The sequence below is a fragment of the Bradyrhizobium tropiciagri genome, assembly GCF_001189845.1.
Lineage (GTDB): Bacteria > Pseudomonadota > Alphaproteobacteria > Rhizobiales > Xanthobacteraceae > Bradyrhizobium > Bradyrhizobium tropiciagri.
Genome location: NZ_LFLZ01000019.1, coordinates 1 through 16,576, shown reverse-complemented (window position 1 = coordinate 16,576; position 16,576 = coordinate 1). Strand labels below are relative to the sequence as shown.

12 protein-coding genes and 1 pseudogene are annotated in these 16,576 nt (G+C 65.2%); 3 read left to right on the top strand and 10 right to left on the bottom strand.

The features are described 5' to 3' along the window. Positions 1-79 precede the first annotated feature (79 nt). Together AKN84_RS17025 and AKN84_RS17020 are read left to right on the top strand one after the other, a co-directional pair. Positions 80-1,246 (top strand): ABC transporter substrate-binding protein, encoded by a 1,167-nt coding sequence (locus AKN84_RS17025; protein ID WP_050421840.1) that lies wholly within the window; start codon positions 80-82, stop codon positions 1,244-1,246. Positions 1,247-1,326: 80 nt separating this feature from the next. Then, positions 1,327-1,779: a cupin domain-containing protein gene (locus AKN84_RS17020; protein ID WP_050421918.1), complete on the top strand. Its 453-nt coding sequence runs from the start codon at positions 1,327-1,329 to the stop codon at positions 1,777-1,779. Between the two features lie 158 nt (positions 1,780-1,937). Here AKN84_RS17020 and AKN84_RS17015 read toward each other — a convergent pair whose 3' ends face one another. The 10 genes and pseudogenes from AKN84_RS17015 to AKN84_RS16970 all read right to left on the bottom strand — a co-directional run bounded on the left by AKN84_RS17015 (position 1,938) and on the right by AKN84_RS16970 (position 15,317). Next, positions 1,938-3,179 (bottom strand): flavin-dependent oxidoreductase, encoded by a 1,242-nt coding sequence (locus tag AKN84_RS17015; RefSeq protein ID WP_050421839.1) that lies wholly within the window; start codon positions 3,177-3,179, stop codon positions 1,938-1,940. Positions 3,180-3,461: 282 nt separating this feature from the next. After that, positions 3,462-3,856: pseudogene (locus AKN84_RS17010) on the bottom strand (RidA family protein). 1 nt (position 3,857) lies between these two features. After that, entirely contained in the window at positions 3,858-4,697 is an 840-nt protein-coding gene (locus AKN84_RS17005; RefSeq protein WP_050421917.1) for an enoyl-CoA hydratase family protein, read from the bottom strand. Positions 4,698-4,708: 11 nt separating this feature from the next. Further along, entirely contained in the window at positions 4,709-5,488 is a 780-nt protein-coding gene (locus AKN84_RS17000; protein WP_050421838.1) for an SDR family NAD(P)-dependent oxidoreductase, read from the bottom strand. After that, positions 5,485-7,800 carry a bifunctional salicylyl-CoA 5-hydroxylase/oxidoreductase gene (locus AKN84_RS16995; protein ID WP_050421916.1) on the bottom strand — a complete coding sequence of 772 codons (2,316 nt, stop codon included), beginning with the start codon at positions 7,798-7,800 and terminating at the stop codon, positions 5,485-5,487. The genes AKN84_RS17000 and AKN84_RS16995 overlap by 4 nt, the downstream gene beginning before the upstream one ends. A gap of 422 nt (positions 7,801-8,222) precedes the next feature. Further along, on the bottom strand, positions 8,223-9,761 hold the full coding sequence (locus tag AKN84_RS16990) for a sugar ABC transporter ATP-binding protein (protein WP_244485223.1): 1,539 nt from the start codon (positions 9,759-9,761) through the stop codon (positions 8,223-8,225). Next, on the bottom strand, positions 9,758-10,879 hold the full coding sequence (locus AKN84_RS16985; protein WP_050421837.1) for an SMP-30/gluconolactonase/LRE family protein: 1,122 nt from the start codon (positions 10,877-10,879) through the stop codon (positions 9,758-9,760). Before AKN84_RS16985 ends, AKN84_RS16990 begins: the two co-directional genes overlap by 4 nt. Further along, the gene (locus tag AKN84_RS16980) at positions 10,879-13,017 is read right to left on the bottom strand and encodes an ABC transporter permease (protein WP_050421836.1); all 2,139 of its coding nucleotides are present in this window, start codon (positions 13,015-13,017) and stop codon (positions 10,879-10,881) included. The genes AKN84_RS16985 and AKN84_RS16980 overlap by 1 nt, the downstream gene beginning before the upstream one ends. Positions 13,018-13,177: 160 nt before the next feature. Further along, positions 13,178-14,203 carry a sugar ABC transporter substrate-binding protein gene (locus AKN84_RS16975; protein ID WP_157863313.1) on the bottom strand — a complete coding sequence of 342 codons (1,026 nt, stop codon included), beginning with the start codon at positions 14,201-14,203 and terminating at the stop codon, positions 13,178-13,180. Between the two features lie 88 nt (positions 14,204-14,291). Further along, a complete protein-coding gene (locus tag AKN84_RS16970) occupies positions 14,292-15,317 on the bottom strand; it encodes an ABC transporter permease (RefSeq protein WP_244485221.1) in 1,026 nt (341 codons plus the stop codon). A gap of 91 nt (positions 15,318-15,408) precedes the next feature. On the opposite strand from AKN84_RS16970, the gene AKN84_RS16965 reads away from it, so the two are divergent. Continuing rightward, a complete protein-coding gene (locus AKN84_RS16965; RefSeq protein ID WP_050421833.1) occupies positions 15,409-16,401 on the top strand; it encodes a LysR family transcriptional regulator in 993 nt (330 codons plus the stop codon). The last annotated feature ends 175 nt before the right edge of the window (positions 16,402-16,576 follow it).

Sequence of the window (16,576 nt, the reverse complement as noted above, 5' to 3'; positions counted from 1 at the left end):
TGCGGCGGTCGCGCGCGTCAGACTAAGCTGCGGCCAAACAAGCAGGGGCAAGCATCCAGCCTGTGATCGGGGGAGTGACATGAAGCAACTGACAAAACTCATGGGATTGGCGGCGCTGCTGGGGATCGCGGCGACCCCGGCGGCCGCGCAGGAGAAGATCAAGATCGGCGTGCTGGTGACGACCTCGGGACCTGCCGCGGCGCTGGGCCAGCAGGTCCGCGACGGCTTTGCGCTCGCGGTCAAGGACCTCGGCGGCAAGATGGCCGGCCGCGACGTCGAGATCGTCAACGCCGACGACGAGCTGAAGCCCGACGGCGCCGTGGTCAAGGTGCGCGGCCTGCTCGAGCGCGACAAGGTCGATTTCGTGGTCGGTCCGATCTTCTCCAACATCCTGCTGGCGATCCATCGCCCGGTCACCGACAGCAAGACCTTCCTGATCAGCCCGAATGCCGGCCCTTCCAGCTACGCCGGCAAGGAGTGTAACCCGTTCTTCTATGTGACGTCGTACCAGAACGACCAGGTGCACGAGATCCTCGGCAAGGTGGCGCAGGACCGCGGCTACAAGCGCGTCTACCTCCTGGTCCCGAACTATCAGGCCGGCCGCGATTCCGTCGCCGGCTTCAAGCTCGACTACAAGGGCGAGATAACGGAGGAATCCTACACACCGCTGAACACGCTGGATTTCCAGCCCGAGCTGTCCAAGATCGCCGCGCAGAAGCCGGACGCGCTGTTCACCTTCATGCCCGGCGGCATGGGTGTGAACCTCGTCAAGCAGTACAAGCAGGCCGGCGCCACCGTGCCTGTGCTTTCCGCCTTCACCGTCGACGAATCCACCCTCCCCGCGCAGCAGGATGCCGCGGTCGGCATGTTCGGCGGGGCGAACTGGGCGCCCAACCTCGACAACCCCCAGAGCAAGAAGTTCGTCGCGGCCTATGAGGCGGCCTATAACGGCGTGCCCGGCACCTATGCCATGCAGGCCTATGACGCGGCGCTGTTGATCGACAGCGCGGTGAAGGCGGTGAAGGGCGACCTCTCCAACAAGGACGCGGTGGCGGCGGCGCTGAAGAAGGCCGACTTCACCTCGCTGCGCGGTAACTTCAAGTTCAACAACAACGGCTATCCGATCCAGGATTTCTACCTCACCAAGGTCGCAAAGCGGCCGGACGGCAAGTTCCAGACCGAGATCGTCGAAAAGGTGTTCTCGAATTACGGCGACCGCTACGCCAAGGACTGCGCCGCCAAGTAAGTCACAAAGCGTTTTCAAGCGAAGTGGACACCGGTTCGCGTGAAGAAAACGCGTCAAACAAAAGAGAGGGAAACATGACGATGAAAGACGAGATCGCCGGCATCACCCGCGCCAATGAAGGCATCCAGGGCATTTCCTGGGGCATCCTCGGTCAGACCTACGTGCCGAAGAGCCGCACCGAACACTCGTTCTCCTGGCACGCCACGTTCCCGCCCGGCACCTTCGTGCCGCCGCACATCCATCCCGACCAGGACGAGTATCTCTATATCCTCGAAGGCAAGCTCGACTTCATGCTCGACGGTGCCGACGAATCCGCGACGCCCGGCGACCTGGTGCGCCTGCCGATGGGCAAGCCGCACGGCATCTTCAACAAGTCGCAGCAGACGGCGAAGACGCTGTTCTGGGTGTCGCCGACCCGCCGGCTCTACGACCTGTTCTGGGCGATCCACAACATGAAGGAGCAGAACCCGGACGACGTGGTGCGGCTCGCCGCCGAGCACAACATCCACTTCCTGCCGCCGCCTCCGGCGTAGCATGCTCCGTCATCCTGAGGAGCCGCGAAGCGGCGTCTCGAAGGATGCACGGCCCCGCTGGTGGCCGTCGACCCTTCGAGACGGCCGCGTTGCGGCCTCCTCAGGGTGACGGTCGGAAATTGCTGCCTCACCAAGAGAAGAAATCGTCTCGGCTCGACCTACTGCCGCGCCACCACGCGCGCGGCGAAGCCGGCCTTGGCGGCATAGCCGCGCACGATCGCCTCGCGCGCCTCGTAATTGAGAATGGTGTCGACGTCGGTAAAGCCTTGCGGCGCGAGCTGCTCGACGGCGTCGATCACGCCCTCCGGCCCGCCGCGGCGGTTGGAGGCGACGATGTCGGCGGTCATCGGCAGCCGCTGCCGCTCATAGGCCGCCAGCGCCTGGCGCGGATGCTCCGATCGCGCCAGCATGTCGGCGAGGCAGCGCGCATCGAGGATCGCCTGCGACGCGCCGTTCGAGCCGACCGGGTACATCGGATGCGCGGCATCACCAAGCAGTGTGACGCGGCCGCTCGACCAATACGGCAAGGGATCGCGATCGCAGCACGGATACTCCCAGAATTCCGGCGTCGCATTGATCAGGCCGGTGAAGTCGACCTGCGGGATCGTGAAGCTCGTGACATACGGCATCATCTCGTCGCGCCGGCCGAGATTGGACCAGCCCTCGCGGCGCGGCGGCGGCGAGGAGCCGTCACCGATCCGCACCAGCACCGCCCAATTGGTGAGACGGCTCGCCGGGCTCGAGCCCGGCGCGATCGGATAGATCACGGCCTTGGCGTTCAGCCCGCCGGCGATGATCATCGAGCGTCCGGTCAGGAAGGCCGGCCAATCGGTGGCACCGCGCCAAAGCATCAGCCCGTTCCAGCACGGCCCGCCCTCGCCTGGGAACAGCGTCTCGCGCACCTTGGAGTGGATGCCGTCGGCGCCGATCAGGATGTCGCCGCGGGCGGTGTGCACGTGGGCGCCGCTGCGATCGAAGAAATAGGCCGAGACGCCGCCCTCGTCCTGCGTGAACGAGCCGAGCCGGCAGCCGGTGCGGATCGCATCGGCGCCGAGCCGGTCGATCACGGCCTGATGGATCACGCTTTGCAGGCGGCCGCGATGGATCGAGAATTGCGGCACGTCATGGCCGGCGTCGAGCCCGCGCTTCTCGTGCCAGACCTGCTGGCCATGCCGCGTCAGATAGAACAGCTCATAGGTGCGGATCGCGACGTCGTCGAGCTTGTCGAGCAGGCCGAGCCCCGCCAGCTCGCGGATCGCATGCGGCAACGTATTGATGCCGACGCCGAGCTCGCGGATCGTCTCCGACTGCTCGTACAGCTCGCAAGCGATGCCGCGCGAGCGCAGCATCAGCGCAGTGGTGAGGCCTCCGATTCCGCCTCCGACGATAATCGCCTTCATCGTCCCTTACTCCACTCACAACAGGACGTTTTACGCTTTGGCCTAAGGTCGCATGCCCGCTTGTCTCGCCGCAAGCGGGTTTGTCGTCCGGGCTTGGACCGGCCTGCCTTGCTTTGGCTTAGGATTAACGTTCTCACAGCGCCTTCCCCTCCATCTCCGTCACCCTGAGGAGCCGCGAAGCGGCGTCTCGAAGGGTCGACGGGCACCGACCGGGCCGTTCACCCTTCGAGGCTCGCTCCGCTCGCACCTCAGGATGACGGGACCAACAGGATTGCGCCTCCGCTAATCTGGCACCACCGCAATGGCCTGGATTTCCACTTTCGCGCGGTCCTCGATCAGGCCGGCAACCTGGATCGCGGTCATCGCCGGAAAGCGCCGGCCGATCACGTCGCGATAGACGGCGCCGATCTCCTTCAGCCGCGCGGAATACTCCTTGCGATCCAGCAGGAACCAGGTCATCGACACGATGTGCTCAGGCCCGGCGCCGCCGGCGGCGGCAACCGCGACGATGTTGCGCAGGGTCTGGCCGATCTGCGCCACGAGATCGTCGGTCTCGAACACGCATTGTCCATTCCAGCCGATCTGGCCCGCGATGAATATCTGTTTGCCGCGCGCGGCCATGCCGTTGGCGTAGCCGATCGCTTCGCCCATCCTTCCGGTTGCAGGATCTCGATCATCTCAATTGCCCTCGAACGCGGGTTTCTGCTTGGCGGCGAAGGCCTCGAAGGCGCGGCGGAAATCGCCGGTCACCATGCAGATCGCCTGCGCCTGCGCTTCGGACTCGATCATCTCGTCGACGCCCATCGCCCATTCCTGGTTGAACATCGTCTTGGTCACGCCATGCGCGAACCACGGCCCGTCCGCGAGCGAGCGCGCCAGTTCGTGCGCGGCTGCGGCGAGCTCGGCCGGGGAGACCAGACGGTTGTGGAAGCCCCATGCAAAACCTTCGTCGGCGCTCATCGCGCGCCCCGTATAGAGCAGATCGGCGGCATGGCCCTGCCCGATCACGCGCGGCAGCAATCCGCATGCGCCCATGTCGGCGCCGGCAAGGCCGACCCGGGTAAACAGGAATGCCGTCTTGGCCTGCGGCGTCGCCAGCCGCAGGTCAGACGCCAGCGCCAGCATCGCGCCTGCCCCGGCGCAGATGCCGTCGATCGCGGCGACGATGATCTGCGGGCATTTGCGCATCGCGCGCACCACCTCGCCGGTCATTCGGGTGAAGGCGAGCAGGTCCGGCATCGCCATCCGCGTCAATGGCTCGATGATCTCGAACACGTCGCCGCCGGAGCAGAAATTGCCCTCGGCACCGGTCAGCACGATGGCGCGGACGTCGGAGGCATATTTGAGATTGGTGAAGAGGTCGCGTAGCTCCTCGTAGGACTCGAAGGTCAGCGGGTTCTTCTTGTCCGGCCGGTTCAGCGTAATGGTCGCAACGCGGTCGCTCGCGTCAGTCGACCAGCGGAAGTGCTTTGCGGGATAATCCTTGAACGGCCGGAGCTTTGCTTTCATCTCGGACATGAGTTGTTCCTTCACCCGGTAAAGACTTCGCCGCCGGCAATCGCGACGGCTTGTCCGTTGATTGACGATGCGCCCTCGGAGGCGAGCCAGAGGATGCTGTCGGCGACCTCCTCCGGCGTGACCAGCCGCTGCATCGGATTGACTTTTGCCAGTGCGGCGCGCGCTTCCTGTTCGCTGCGTCCGGTCTTGGCGACGATGTTGGCGGCGGCATCCGCCACCAGCGGCGTATCGGTGTAGCCGGGGCAGACCGCATTCACGGTGACGCCGCGCCGGGCATATTCCAGTGCCAGCGAGCGCGTCAGGCCGATGACGCCGTGCTTGGCGGCGACATAGGCCGAGACATAGGCGTAGCCCGTGAGGCCGGCGGTGGAGGCGACGTTGATCACGCGCCCGCGGCCGCGCTGCGCCATCCCAGGCAGCACAGCCTGCGTCACCAGAAACACGCTGGAGAGGTTGCTCGCCAGCATATCGGCCCACAGCGCCGTATTCGTCTTGTCGAACGGCGCGCTGCCGGCCTTGCCGGCATTGTTGACGAGAATATCGATCGGTCCCGCCTCGGCCTCGATCTCAGCGACACCTTTGGTCACCGCGGCTTCGTCTGTCACGTCGATCGACACGACGGTACCAGCCCGTTGGCCGAGCGACGCCGCGGTCGCTTTCAGCGCATCGATCCGGCGCCCGGCGATGCTGACGCGCACACCGGCCGCTGCGAGTGCGATCGCCGTCGCGGCGCCGATGCCGGAACCGGCGCCGGTCACCAGCGCATGGGCGTCGGGCCAGAAGCGTGTCATGCCTTCCCTCCCGCCGCGGCGCGCTCGAGATTGGCCTCATATTGCGACTTGCCTGACAGATATTGCTTCGGCCAGGCGATCCGCTTGACGCCGATCTTCGCCGCCTCGTGCAGCGTCCAGGCCGGATCGGCGAGATGCGGCCGCGCGATGGCGCAGAGATCGGCGCGACCGGCGGCGATGATCGAATTGGCGTGATCGGCTTCCGAGATCGCGCCGACCGCGACGGTGGCGATGCCGACCTCGTTGCGGATCTTGTCGGCGAACGGCGTCTGGTAGAGCCGGCCATAGATCGGATGGTCGTCGGCCCAGACCTGGCCGGACGAGCAGTCGATCAGGTCCGCACCCGCTGCCTTGAACAGCTTTGCGAAGGCCAGCGCATCCTCGGGCGTGTTGCCGCCTTCGGCCCAGTCGTGACAGGACAGGCGGACCGACATCGGCTTGTCCTCCGGCCACACCGCGCGGACGGCGCGGAACACTTCCAGCGGATAGCGCGCGCGGTTCTCGATCGATCCGCCGTAGTCGTCGGTGCGGCGGTTGGTCAGCGGCGAGAGGAAGCTCGACAGCAGATAGCCGTGGGCGCAATGCAGCTCGAGAATATCGAAGCCCGCGGCGGCGCCGCGCCGGGCCGCGGCAACGAACTGGTCGCGCACCTCGTCCATCTCGGCGCGGCTCATCGGCTCCGGCACCTGGCCGTCGGGCAGATAAGGCACAGGCGAGGCCGACACCAGCGGCCAGTTATGATCCGGCAGCGGCTCGTCCATGCCCTCCCAAGCGACGCGGGTCGAGCCCTTGCGGCCGGCATGGCCGAGTTGGATGCCGATCTTCGCTTCCGAATTGCGATGCACGAAGTCGACGATGCGCTTGTAGGCCGCCGCCTGCGCGTCGTTCCACAGACCGCAGCAGCCGGGCGTGATCCTCGCTTCCGGCGAGACGCAGGTCATCTCGGTGAACAACAGGCCGGCGCCACCGAGCGCGCGGGAGCCGAAATGCACGAGGTGGAAGTCGTTGGGCACACCCTCCTCGGCCGAATACATCGCCATCGGAGACACGATGATCCGGTTATGCAGCGACAGGCCACGGATGTGGAACGGCGTCAGCATCGGCGGCGTGACACGGTCGTTGGTAGCGGGCACGCCGTTGCGCTCCGCGAACCAGCGCTCATAGCCCTCAAGCCATGTCTTGTCGCGCAGCCTTAAGTTCTCGTGGCTGATGCGCTGCGAGCGGGTCAGCAGCGAATACATGAACTGCTCGGGCTCAAGCGTGTCGGCATAGCGCGAGCCGACCACCTCGAACCATTCCATCGCGTTGCGCGCGGCATTCTGGATCCGCGCCACATCGACGCGGCGCAGCTCCTCGTAAGCCCTGAGCACGGCGGGAATGCTGTCCTTGGCCGCGCCGTGGATCTTGAACTGGTTGGTGAGCTCGATCGCATCTTCCAGCGCCAGCTTGGTGCCCGAGCCGATCGCGAAATGCGCGGTGTGGGCGGCATCGCCCATCAGCACGACATGGCTGTTGCCGTTGAACGTGGTCCACTTGCCGCAGATCAACCGCGGAAACGACAGCCACGCCGAGCCGCGCAGATGCCGCGCGTTGGAGACCAGATGATGGCCCTCGAGGATCTCACTGAAGACGTTCTCGCAGAACGCGATGGAGTCGCCCTGCTCCATCTTGTCGAGGCCGTGGGCGAGATAGGCCTCCTCGGTGGTCTCGACGATGAAGGTCGCCGCGCCTTCCTCGAACTTGTAGATATGCGCCTGGAACCAGCCGTGCTCGGTCTTGCGGAAGTCGAAGGTGAAAGCGTCGAAAGGACGGTTGGTACCCAGCCAGATGTAGCGGTTCGGCCGCATCAGCATGTCGGGCTGGAACGCCTCGGTGTATTTGGCGCGGATCTTCGAATTCACGCCGTCGCACGCCACGATCAGGTCCGCATCGGGGAATTCGAGATCGGAATTCACCTCGCGCTCGAAGATCAGTTCGACGCCGAGTTCCTCGGCGCGCGCCTGCAGGATGTTGAGCAGCCGCTTGCGGCCGATGCCGACGAAGCCGTGCCCGGTGGTGCGCATGCGGCGGCCCTTGATCAAGACCTCGATGTCGTCCCAGTGGTTGAAGGCCTGCTCGATCGTGTCTGCGGTGACCGGGTCCCATTTGCGCATGTTGTCCATGGTCGCATCCGAGAACACCACGCCGAAGCCGAAGGTGTCATACGGCCGGTTGCGTTCGACCACGGAGATCACGTGCGTGGGATCCAGCATCTTCATCAGGATGCCGAAGTAGAGCCCGGCCGGCCCGCCTCCAATGCATACGATGCGCATGGCGTTCTCGCCTTTCGGTTTGAGCATGATCTTCTCGAAAAACCGGTTGCCACTTTTTCGGATCATGCTCTGGCTTCGGCGGCCGGGGGCGTCTTCTCCAGCGGAGCCGATCAGTGGATAATATTTTATACTTAAAATAATTGTCAAGGGCAGGATCGGCCCGATCCACTCCGTCATCGTCCGGCACTCGACCGGGCGATCCAGTATTCCAGAGACGGCCGTGATCACACTGATAGGCCGCGGCGTACTGGATCGCCCGCTTTCGCGGGCGATGACAGTGTGGAATGCGGCTTGTTCCTGGCATTCCGGGGCGGCGCGAAGCGTCGAGCCCGGAATCCATTCAACCACCGAAGCTGCGGTTCAATGGATTCCGGGCTCGTGCTTCGCACGCCCCGGAATGACGATGGGGAAAGTCGCGGCCCTCAATGCACCGCGGCGTAAAGGATCTTGTCCTGGGTCGCATCCGCCGCGTCGAACTCGGCGACGATGCGGCCGGTGCGGGCGACCAGGATGCGGTCGGAGACGGCGAGGATCTCCGGCAGATAGGACGAGATCACCACCACCGCCTTGCCCTCGTCGGCGAGCCGGCGGATTTCGCCATGGATATGCGGGATGGTGCCGACATCGACGCCGCGGGTCGGCTCGTCGAAGAATATGATCGAGGGCTCCTGCACCAAGGTTTTGGCCAGCACCACCTTCTGCTGGTTGCCGCCGGACAGTTCGATGATCCGCGCCTTGCGCTGCAAGGCGCTGATCTTGAGCCGATCGACCCAGTAGTTGGCGAGCTTGCTGCGCTTCGCGCGCGACAACAGGAAGCTCCAGCCCTTCCTTGTGGCAAGGCTGCCGATATAGACGTTGTCGTCGACCACCATGGTCTCGAAGAAGCCGTTCGCCTTGCGATCCTCGGTGATGTAGGCGATGCCGTCATTGATCGCCTGTCGCGGCACGCGGTAGCGGATCGGTTTTCCGCGCAGCCGGATGGTGCCGCCGTTGACCAGGTTGCGCTTCAGCGCGCCGTAGATGATCTTGGCGATCTCGGTGCGGCCGGAGCCGATCAGGCCGGCGATGCCGACCACCTCGCCGGCATAGACCGAGAACGACATGTTCTTGACCGCCATGCCCATGGTGACGTTCTCGACCGTCAGCACCTTCTCGCGGCGCTGATGGGTCTTGGCCTTGCCGCCATAGACCGCCTGCGCCACCTCGCGGCCGACCATGTGCTGCACCAGCGCATCGCGGCTCAGCTGCTTGGCGGGCGCCGTGATCACCAGCTTGCCGTCGCGCAGCACGGTGATGCGGTCGGCGATCTGCAGCGATTCCTCCAGCGCGTGCGAGATGTAGATGATCGAGACGCCGCGGGCGCGCAGGTCGCGCACCAGATGGAAGAAGTGGACGATCTCCTCCGGCGTCAGCGACGCGGTCGGCTCGTCGAAGATGATGATGCGCGCCTTGTTGTAGATCGCACGCGCGATCTCCACCATCTGCTTCTTGGCGGTGCCGAGCAGCGCCACCGGCGTTGCCGGGTCGACATGGAAATTCAGCGATTGCAACAGTTGCTGGGCCTGGATGTTCAGCGTGCGGAAGCGCGTCAGCAGCTTCTCGTTGCCGAGCTCGATGTTCTGCGCCGCGGTCATGGTCGGCACCAGGCTGGTCTCCTGATAGACCATGCAGATACCGGCATCGAGCGCGTCGCGCGGCTGCTCGAAATTGGCAGGCTTGCCGTCGAGCAGGTAGTCGCCTGAGGTGAGGTTGATCGCACCCGCGATCGCCTTGCACAGCGTCGACTTGCCGGCGCCGTTTTCGCCGACCAGCGCGTGCACCTCGCCGGGATAGAGGTCGAAATTGACGCCCTCGATAGCGTGGACGCCGCCATAGATCTTGGAGCCGTTGCTGATCCGCAGCACCGGTTCGCGGGCTGCCGACTGGGTCGCGGTCGCCGCCTGCATCACGCCGTCATTCATCGCAGGTCTCCCGTGTAGCGCAGCAGCCGTCCGGCGCCGCGCGCCGCGATGACGATCCCCGATGGCGTTGCGCAAGCGGCGGTGATGCCGTGAAAGCGGCCGCCGGCGCGGCTGTGCAGGCTGTCGGTCGCATCGCCCTCGGCATCGAGATGCACGAGCAGGCCATAGGAGCGCGGCGGCGCCCAGGGCTTCTGGATACCGAGCGCCTTGACGCTGCCGATCTGCATCGGCTCCAGGCAATCGCTGCCGCCGACCAGCGCCGGCGCCACCCAGTATTCGGGCGGCATCGTCGCCATCATCTCCTCGCGGAAATCGTCTTCCTTGAGCACGAACTCGATCAGATGGGTGCGGCGCGCGAACATGCCGAGCAGCAGCCCGCCACGGCCATCCGGATGCAGCCGCGCCGGATAGCCCGGCATATTGGCGGCGACGGTCTCCCGCGAGCCAAGCCCGTTGGCTGTGAGAGCGAACCGGCTCAGGCGATGCGCCCAGCTCTCGGTGAGCCACAGGCTGTTGCCGTCGGCCGAGACCAGCACGCCGTAGGGATATGGCAGGTCACGCAGCAGCACCTGCGGATTGTCGAGGCCGGCCCCGCAGCAGATCAGGCGGCCATTGGCGCGCTTCTCCATCAAATCGTGCCGCCACTCGCCGGGTCGGCGGCCGATGCTGCCTTCGACGGCATAGATGCGGCCATCGGGCGCTGCCGTCACCGACAACAGCCCGGTGAGCGCGCTGCCGCCGACTGCATCCAGCCAGCGCGGCACGGGCTTGGCGGGATCGATCGCGGCGAGCCCCCTCCCCGCGACGCAGACCAGGAGGCGGCCGTCCGGATGCAGCGCGAGTCCGCCGGCGTCGTCCTCGAACTCGGCGATGACGGTGCGGGTCGAGAAATCCGCACCGCTGAGCTTCAGCACCTGACGGCCGGCGGAGACATAGATCCCGCCGTCGCCGGCGGCGATGACGTCGTCGACACCGGGCAGCGGCTCGCCGATCGGCACGGCGGTGTCGAGCCGGTCGTTCGGGCTGAGTGCGCCGTCGAGCGGCGGGATCGCGTTCTGGCCGCCATCGCGGTCGACGACGCTGCGGATGTCGCGCAGCAGATGATCGAAGAATCCCATTACGTCGTCACCCTGCTTTTGGCACCCCAGTACGCGTCGTAGCCGGTCCAGCTGTCGTCGACGCCGTCGAGCTTGATGCGGCCGATCCGGTTGTTCTCGAGCCCGCCGAGATAGAGATAGCCCTGGTGCTCGCGCATCGAGGTCAGGGTCGAATGCGAGATGCCGGTCGGATCCCACCACGACTCCAGCGCCTCGCCCTTCTCGTTGAACTTCAGCACGCAGCCATGGTTGAGCGCGGGCGCCAGCCATTCGTCGGTCGGCACCTGCTTGACCATGCGCAGGCGGAAGCCGGGCTTTCGCGCGGCAAGGTCGAAGGTCGGGGTGCGGATGCCGACCAGCGCCAGCCAGTAGGTGCCGTCGGAGGCGCGGTTGATGTTGTCGGGGTTGCCCGGCAGCTCGTCCATCAGCACTTCGGTCTTGCCCTTGTTCGGTCCCGCGATCCAGTGCCGGAACACCTTGCACAGCGACGTCGACGCAATCAGGATCGACTTGCCGTCATGGGAGACGCAGATCCCGTTCGGGAAATAGAAGTGGTTGATCACGGTGCGCGTGGTCTTGGTCGCCGGATCGTAGCAGACCACGCGGCCGTTCGGCCGGCCCTCGAGGATGTCGAGGGTGTTGGTGGTCATCTCGTAACGCGTGGTGCAGTCACTGAAATAGATCTTGCCGTCGGGCGCGATGTCGAGATCGTCGGCCATGCGCAGGCGGCTGTCGTCGTTCAGCTTGTACCAGGTGCGGTTGGTCTCATCGGTGACCTTGAAGATGCGGCCGTCGGGCGCGACGCCATAGACGCCCATGCCGGCCACCGCGACGATCAGATTCTCGTCGCGATCGAACTGCATGCCGAGCGGCCGCCCGCCGATATGGGCGAACACCTCGCGGGTCTCGAAGTTCGGCCCGGAGAAGCGGATCACATTGCCGTCGCGGGTCGAGCCGTAGAGCCGGCCCTGGCGGTCGAGGATCACGTCCTCGGGCCCCTCGACCTGATCGACGCCGATCGCCTGCGCCTTGATCAGCCGGTCGTTCTGCGCATAGGGCGAGGCCGCGCCGGGCTGCACCGCGGGCGCCGAGGCGAGCGGCACGAAGGCCGGATTGACGTAGATCTTCTGGATCGCCTTGCCGCGGTTCTTCGACCATTTGACGTCGATGCCGACGGCGGCGAGCAGGATCATGCCCGTCACTGCCGAGGTCACGTAGCCCGGGATGCCCATCCGCACGAGGCCGTTGATCAAGAGGAAGATGATCAGCGCGCCGATCATCGCCCGCCACACCGTGCCCTTGCCGCCGGCCAGCGACACGCCGCCGAGCACCACCGCGGTCAGCGCCTGGAATTCCCAGCCCACACCGGTTGTGGAATCCGTCGAGGCCTGCCGCGCGGCGTAGAAAATGCCGCTCGCCGCGCACAGCGTGCCGGACAGCACATAGGTCATGAACAGCATCAGGCGGACGCGGATGCCGGCATGGCGCGCCGCCTTGCGGCTGGCGCCGATCGCGGTGAGATGCCAGCCATAGCGCGAGCGCGACAGGAAGATGTGGCAGACCAGCAGCACCACAAACAGCGTCGCCGCATTGACGGGAATGCCGAGCACGCTGCCGCCGCCGATGAAATCCCAGGCGTCGCTGTCGATCGAGTTGGTCGCGAACACCTGGGCATAGCTGGTGTTGAGCAAATTGACCGAGGCGCGCAGGATGATCAGCGTCACCAGCGTGGTCAGGAACGGCCGCGTCTTCAGGAAGCCGATCAAAAAGCCGTTGATACTGCCGAGCAGCGCGCCGACCAGCAGCGTCGCCGGCACCGCGAGGCCGACCGGCCACTCGCGCACCAGCAGGAAATACAGCGCGGCGAAATTGCACAGCGCGAAGATCGCGCCGACCGAAAGATCGATGCCGCCGGTGACGAGGCAGAAGCCCATCGCGAGCGCAACAAAGCCGAATTCGGCGAACAGCCGCAGCAGCGACACGGAGTTCTGCACCGAGGCGTAGTCGGGAATGGTGAGTGCGAAATAGGCCCACAGCCCGATCATCACGGTGAACGGAACGACCGGCTCGAACCACTGTTTCAGCAACAGCTCCGACAGCAGGAGCCGGGGTGAGAACCGCCGCACCGATGCGGCAAAGGAATCAACGGCCATCGACATCGTCAAAGCACTCCTCGATCATGATGCGAGACATCACACCGTGATCTCGTCTCTCTTTTGAGCATGATCTGTTCGGAAAACCGGCTTCCACTTTTCCGGATCATGCTCGTGATACAGCCGGCGCGGGAATGCCCCCCGCGCCGGCTGTCCCCGCGCCTTGTTAATTTTTCTTGGGTAGCGCGAAACAGGTGCCGCCGAGCGAGGCGTTCGACTTATCGATCCAGATCGGCCGCGTGTAATAGGACAGGTTCTTCGTGCCGGGCTTGTCGCCGGACATCAGCAGCGTCTCGGCCGCGAACATCAGATCGTGGCCCTGCTCGGTCGCCTTGTAGCTGAGGAACTTGCTGAAATTGCCCGATGTGACCTGGTCGCAATCGAGCTGCGAGCCCTCGCCCGAGGCGAACACCTTGACGTCGTCGATCTTGCCGGCGTTGCGGATCGCTTGCGCGGCGCCCGACTCCATGATGCCCCAGAAGCCGATCGAGGCGCAGAGGTCGGGATGCTGCTGGATCACGGTCGCAGTGATGTTGAGCGCGGTGTTGGCGTCCCAGTTCGCCGCCTGGTTCGACACCACCTTGATGTTGGGATCCTTGTTCAGGACTTCCATGATCGCGCCGACCTGGTCGACGCTGGCGGCCGCGGTCAATTCGCCCTGCACGATCTGCACCTTGCCCGACTTGCCGGAGCCGGTACCACACGCCTTGACGGCCTCGTTCGCGAGCAACCTGCCGATCTCGCGCCAGTCGACGCCGACGAAGGCGCCGGACTTGTAGTTCGAGGCCATGTTGACCTGGATCACATGCGTGCCCTGGGCCTCGGCGCGCTTGAGGTCCTTCATCAGCAGCGTCACGCTCGGGTTCTGCACGATCAGCACATCGGGCTTCTGGTCGACCAGCGCGGTCAGCGCCTGCTGCATGGCGGATGGATTGTTGTTGGGATCGCGCACGACGTATTTCATGCCGCGCCACTCGGCCTCTTCCTGCACCACGCGGCCCCATTCATCGGACAACGGCACGCCGAGCGCGATCGGCAGATAGGCGACGGTCTTGCCCTGCAGCGACTTGTCGTAGGCGGCGCGCAACTCGCGCCCGGCCTTGGTGCCTTCCTCCTGCGCCGACGCCGCGAACGGCATTGCGGCAAGCGCCACGCCGGCGAGCAGGATCGTCCAGAACTTCGTCGTCTTCATCGTCTCCTCCACAAGAAATTCTTTTGATTGATTTGGAATTGTTATGATTGATTTTGGCGCGGGGGACACTCGCATCAGTCGCCTTGCTTCAGTCCCCTTGCCGCGCGGTCTCCTCGTCGCGGGGGTGCAGCCAGTTATCGAGCACGATCGCCGCCAGCAGCACCACGCCCTTGATGATGTTCTGCACCTCGCTGTTGACGTCCATGATGGTGAAGGCGTTGAGCAACGTGCCGATCAGGATGCAGCCGACCACGACGCTGAACACGCTGCCGCGGCCGCCGATCAGGCTGATGCCGCCGATCACGACGACCAGCACGACGTCGAAGATCATGGTGCCCTGCGTGATCGCCATCTGCATGCTGCCCGTGGTGCCGACCCAGACCAGGCCTGCAATCCAGGCGAGCAGCGCAACCAGCACGTGCTCGAGCACGATCAGCGGCCGCAGCGGAATGCCGGTCAGCCGCGCGGCCTCCGGATTGTCGCCTTGGGCATAGATGAAGCGGCCGATCGAGGTGCGCGACAGGAACAGATGCATCGCGATCGCACAGGCCGCGAACACCAGGATCGGAACCGGGACGCCGAACAGCCGTCCGGCGCCGAGATACATCAGGCCCGGCGCATCCTTCGGCGCGTAGACCACCCAGGCCGGCGCGATCCAGAACGCGAGACCATAGATCACGAAGCCGGCGGCCAGCGTCACGAACAGCGCCGGCGCCTCGACGAAGGCGACCATCACGCCGTTGACGACGCCGATCAGCACCGCAATTGCCAGCGCCAGCAGCACTGCCGTGAAAACGGGCATGCCATTTTGCATATAGATCAGCGCGATGGCCCAGGAACCCGCCATGATCGCGACCTCGGAGAGGTCGATGCCGCGACTGATCACGATCAGCCCCATGCCGAGGCCGAGCACGCCGAGGATGGAAATACTGCGCAACAGATTGAGCAGGTTGGAGACGGTGGCAAAGCCGTTCAGCGTCAGGCCGAACACCACCAGAAGCGCGATCGTGATCAGGAGCACGATCTGCTCCTGGCTCGGCTTTGCGAACATTGAGCCCGAGCGAGATGATGCCGCAGGGACAGCAACGCCGCGCGATGGCGATTGCACGCTCATCGTTTCCTCCAGGTATTATTTTGCTTGAGACTTTAAGAGTGGCAACTCATATTCGTCAAATGCATTCGACGGATACGGATTGATTATTTCCATGCATGTGCGCGATATCGATCTGAACCTGTTCGTCGTGTTCGACGCGATTTATTCCGAGGGCGGCGTCAGCCGCGCCTGCTTCCGTCTCAACCTGACGCAGCCCGCGGTGAGCCATGCGCTGAGCCGGCTGCGCACAATGTTCAACGATCCCTTGTTCGTGCGCCGCCATCACGTGATGACGCCGACCCCGCTGGCGCGCCAGATCATCACGACGGTGCGCCAGGCGCTCAACGGCCTCGAGACGACGCTGACCCACACCAACCGCTTCGATCCGGCGAGGACGCCGAAGCGCTTCGTGATCGGGCTGCGCAACAATCTCGAAGCGCCGATGCTGAGCGCGCTGATCAACCGCATCAGCGCGGTCGCGCCGCTGGTCGAGATCGCCACCGTGCGCAGCGAGCGCAACAATCTGGAGCGCGAGCTGGCCGCCGGCACGCTCGACGTCGCGATCGATACGCTGTTGCCGCTCTCGACCGAGGTGCGGCGCGAGCAGATCCTGACCGAGCATATCGCGGTGTTTGCCCGGCGCGGCCATCCCGAGCTCGGCGCGCGGCTCGACAAGAAGGCCTACCTGCGCATGGAGCATGTCTGCGTGACGTCGCGGCGCAGCGGCGTGTCGTTCGAGGATTTTCAGTTGCAGCGCCTCGGCCTGACGCGCACCGTCCGCCTGACCTGCCAGAATTTTGCGACCGCCTGCCATGTCGTGAGCCGCAGCAACATGCTGCTGACGGCCTCGGAAAGCGCCGCCTCGGTGCTGGAGGATCCCGGGTTGTTGCAGTGCTTCCCCTGCCCGTTCCCGATCAGCCCGCACGTCAATTATCTCTACTGGCATGCCACCGCCGAGGGCGACACCACCAATCAATGGCTGCGCGAGCAGCTGCGCGCCGCCGCCGCGCTGCTGGCCGGCAGCCGCTTCAGCAAGAAGAGCCGTGCGGCGAAGGCGCGGCCCAAGGTCGGCATCCCGGTGCCGACCAGCATTGCGGCCGAATAGCGGCACGCTGAAGAGCCACGAAGACGGTGCGCTCCCTCGCCCCGTTCTTACGGGGAGAGGGTTGGGGTGAGGGGCTGTCTCCCCACACGCGGTGACAGCTGCGTTTGCGGAAACTCCCCCTCACCCGGACGCATTCCGCTTCGCTGCATGCGATCCGACCTCTCCCCGCACGCGG

What these genes read in the sequence shown, in the direction of transcription:
- AKN84_RS17025 (WP_050421840.1), top strand. Translation starts at nt 80, where the DNA reads ATGAAGCAACTGACAAAACTCATGGGATTGGCGGCGCTGCTGGGGATC.
- AKN84_RS17020 (WP_050421918.1), top strand. Translation starts at nt 1,327, where the DNA reads ATGAAAGACGAGATCGCCGGCATCACCCGCGCCAATGAAGGCATCCAG.
- AKN84_RS17015 (WP_050421839.1), bottom strand. Translation starts at nt 3,179, where the DNA reads ATGAAGGCGATTATCGTCGGAGGCGGAATCGGAGGCCTCACCACTGCG.
- AKN84_RS17005 (WP_050421917.1), bottom strand. Translation starts at nt 4,697, where the DNA reads ATGTCCGAGATGAAAGCAAAGCTCCGGCCGTTCAAGGATTATCCCGCA.
- AKN84_RS17000 (WP_050421838.1), bottom strand. Translation starts at nt 5,488, where the DNA reads ATGACACGCTTCTGGCCCGACGCCCATGCGCTGGTGACCGGCGCCGGT.
- AKN84_RS16995 (WP_050421916.1), bottom strand. Translation starts at nt 7,800, where the DNA reads ATGCGCATCGTATGCATTGGAGGCGGGCCGGCCGGGCTCTACTTCGGC.
- AKN84_RS16990 (WP_244485223.1), bottom strand. Translation starts at nt 9,761, where the DNA reads ATGAATGACGGCGTGATGCAGGCGGCGACCGCGACCCAGTCGGCAGCC.
- AKN84_RS16985 (WP_050421837.1), bottom strand. Translation starts at nt 10,879, where the DNA reads ATGGGATTCTTCGATCATCTGCTGCGCGACATCCGCAGCGTCGTCGAC.
- AKN84_RS16980 (WP_050421836.1), bottom strand. Translation starts at nt 13,017, where the DNA reads ATGTCGATGGCCGTTGATTCCTTTGCCGCATCGGTGCGGCGGTTCTCA.
- AKN84_RS16975 (WP_157863313.1), bottom strand. Translation starts at nt 14,203, where the DNA reads ATGAAGACGACGAAGTTCTGGACGATCCTGCTCGCCGGCGTGGCGCTT.
- AKN84_RS16970 (WP_244485221.1), bottom strand. Translation starts at nt 15,317, where the DNA reads ATGAGCGTGCAATCGCCATCGCGCGGCGTTGCTGTCCCTGCGGCATCA.
- AKN84_RS16965 (WP_050421833.1), top strand. Translation starts at nt 15,409, where the DNA reads ATGCATGTGCGCGATATCGATCTGAACCTGTTCGTCGTGTTCGACGCG.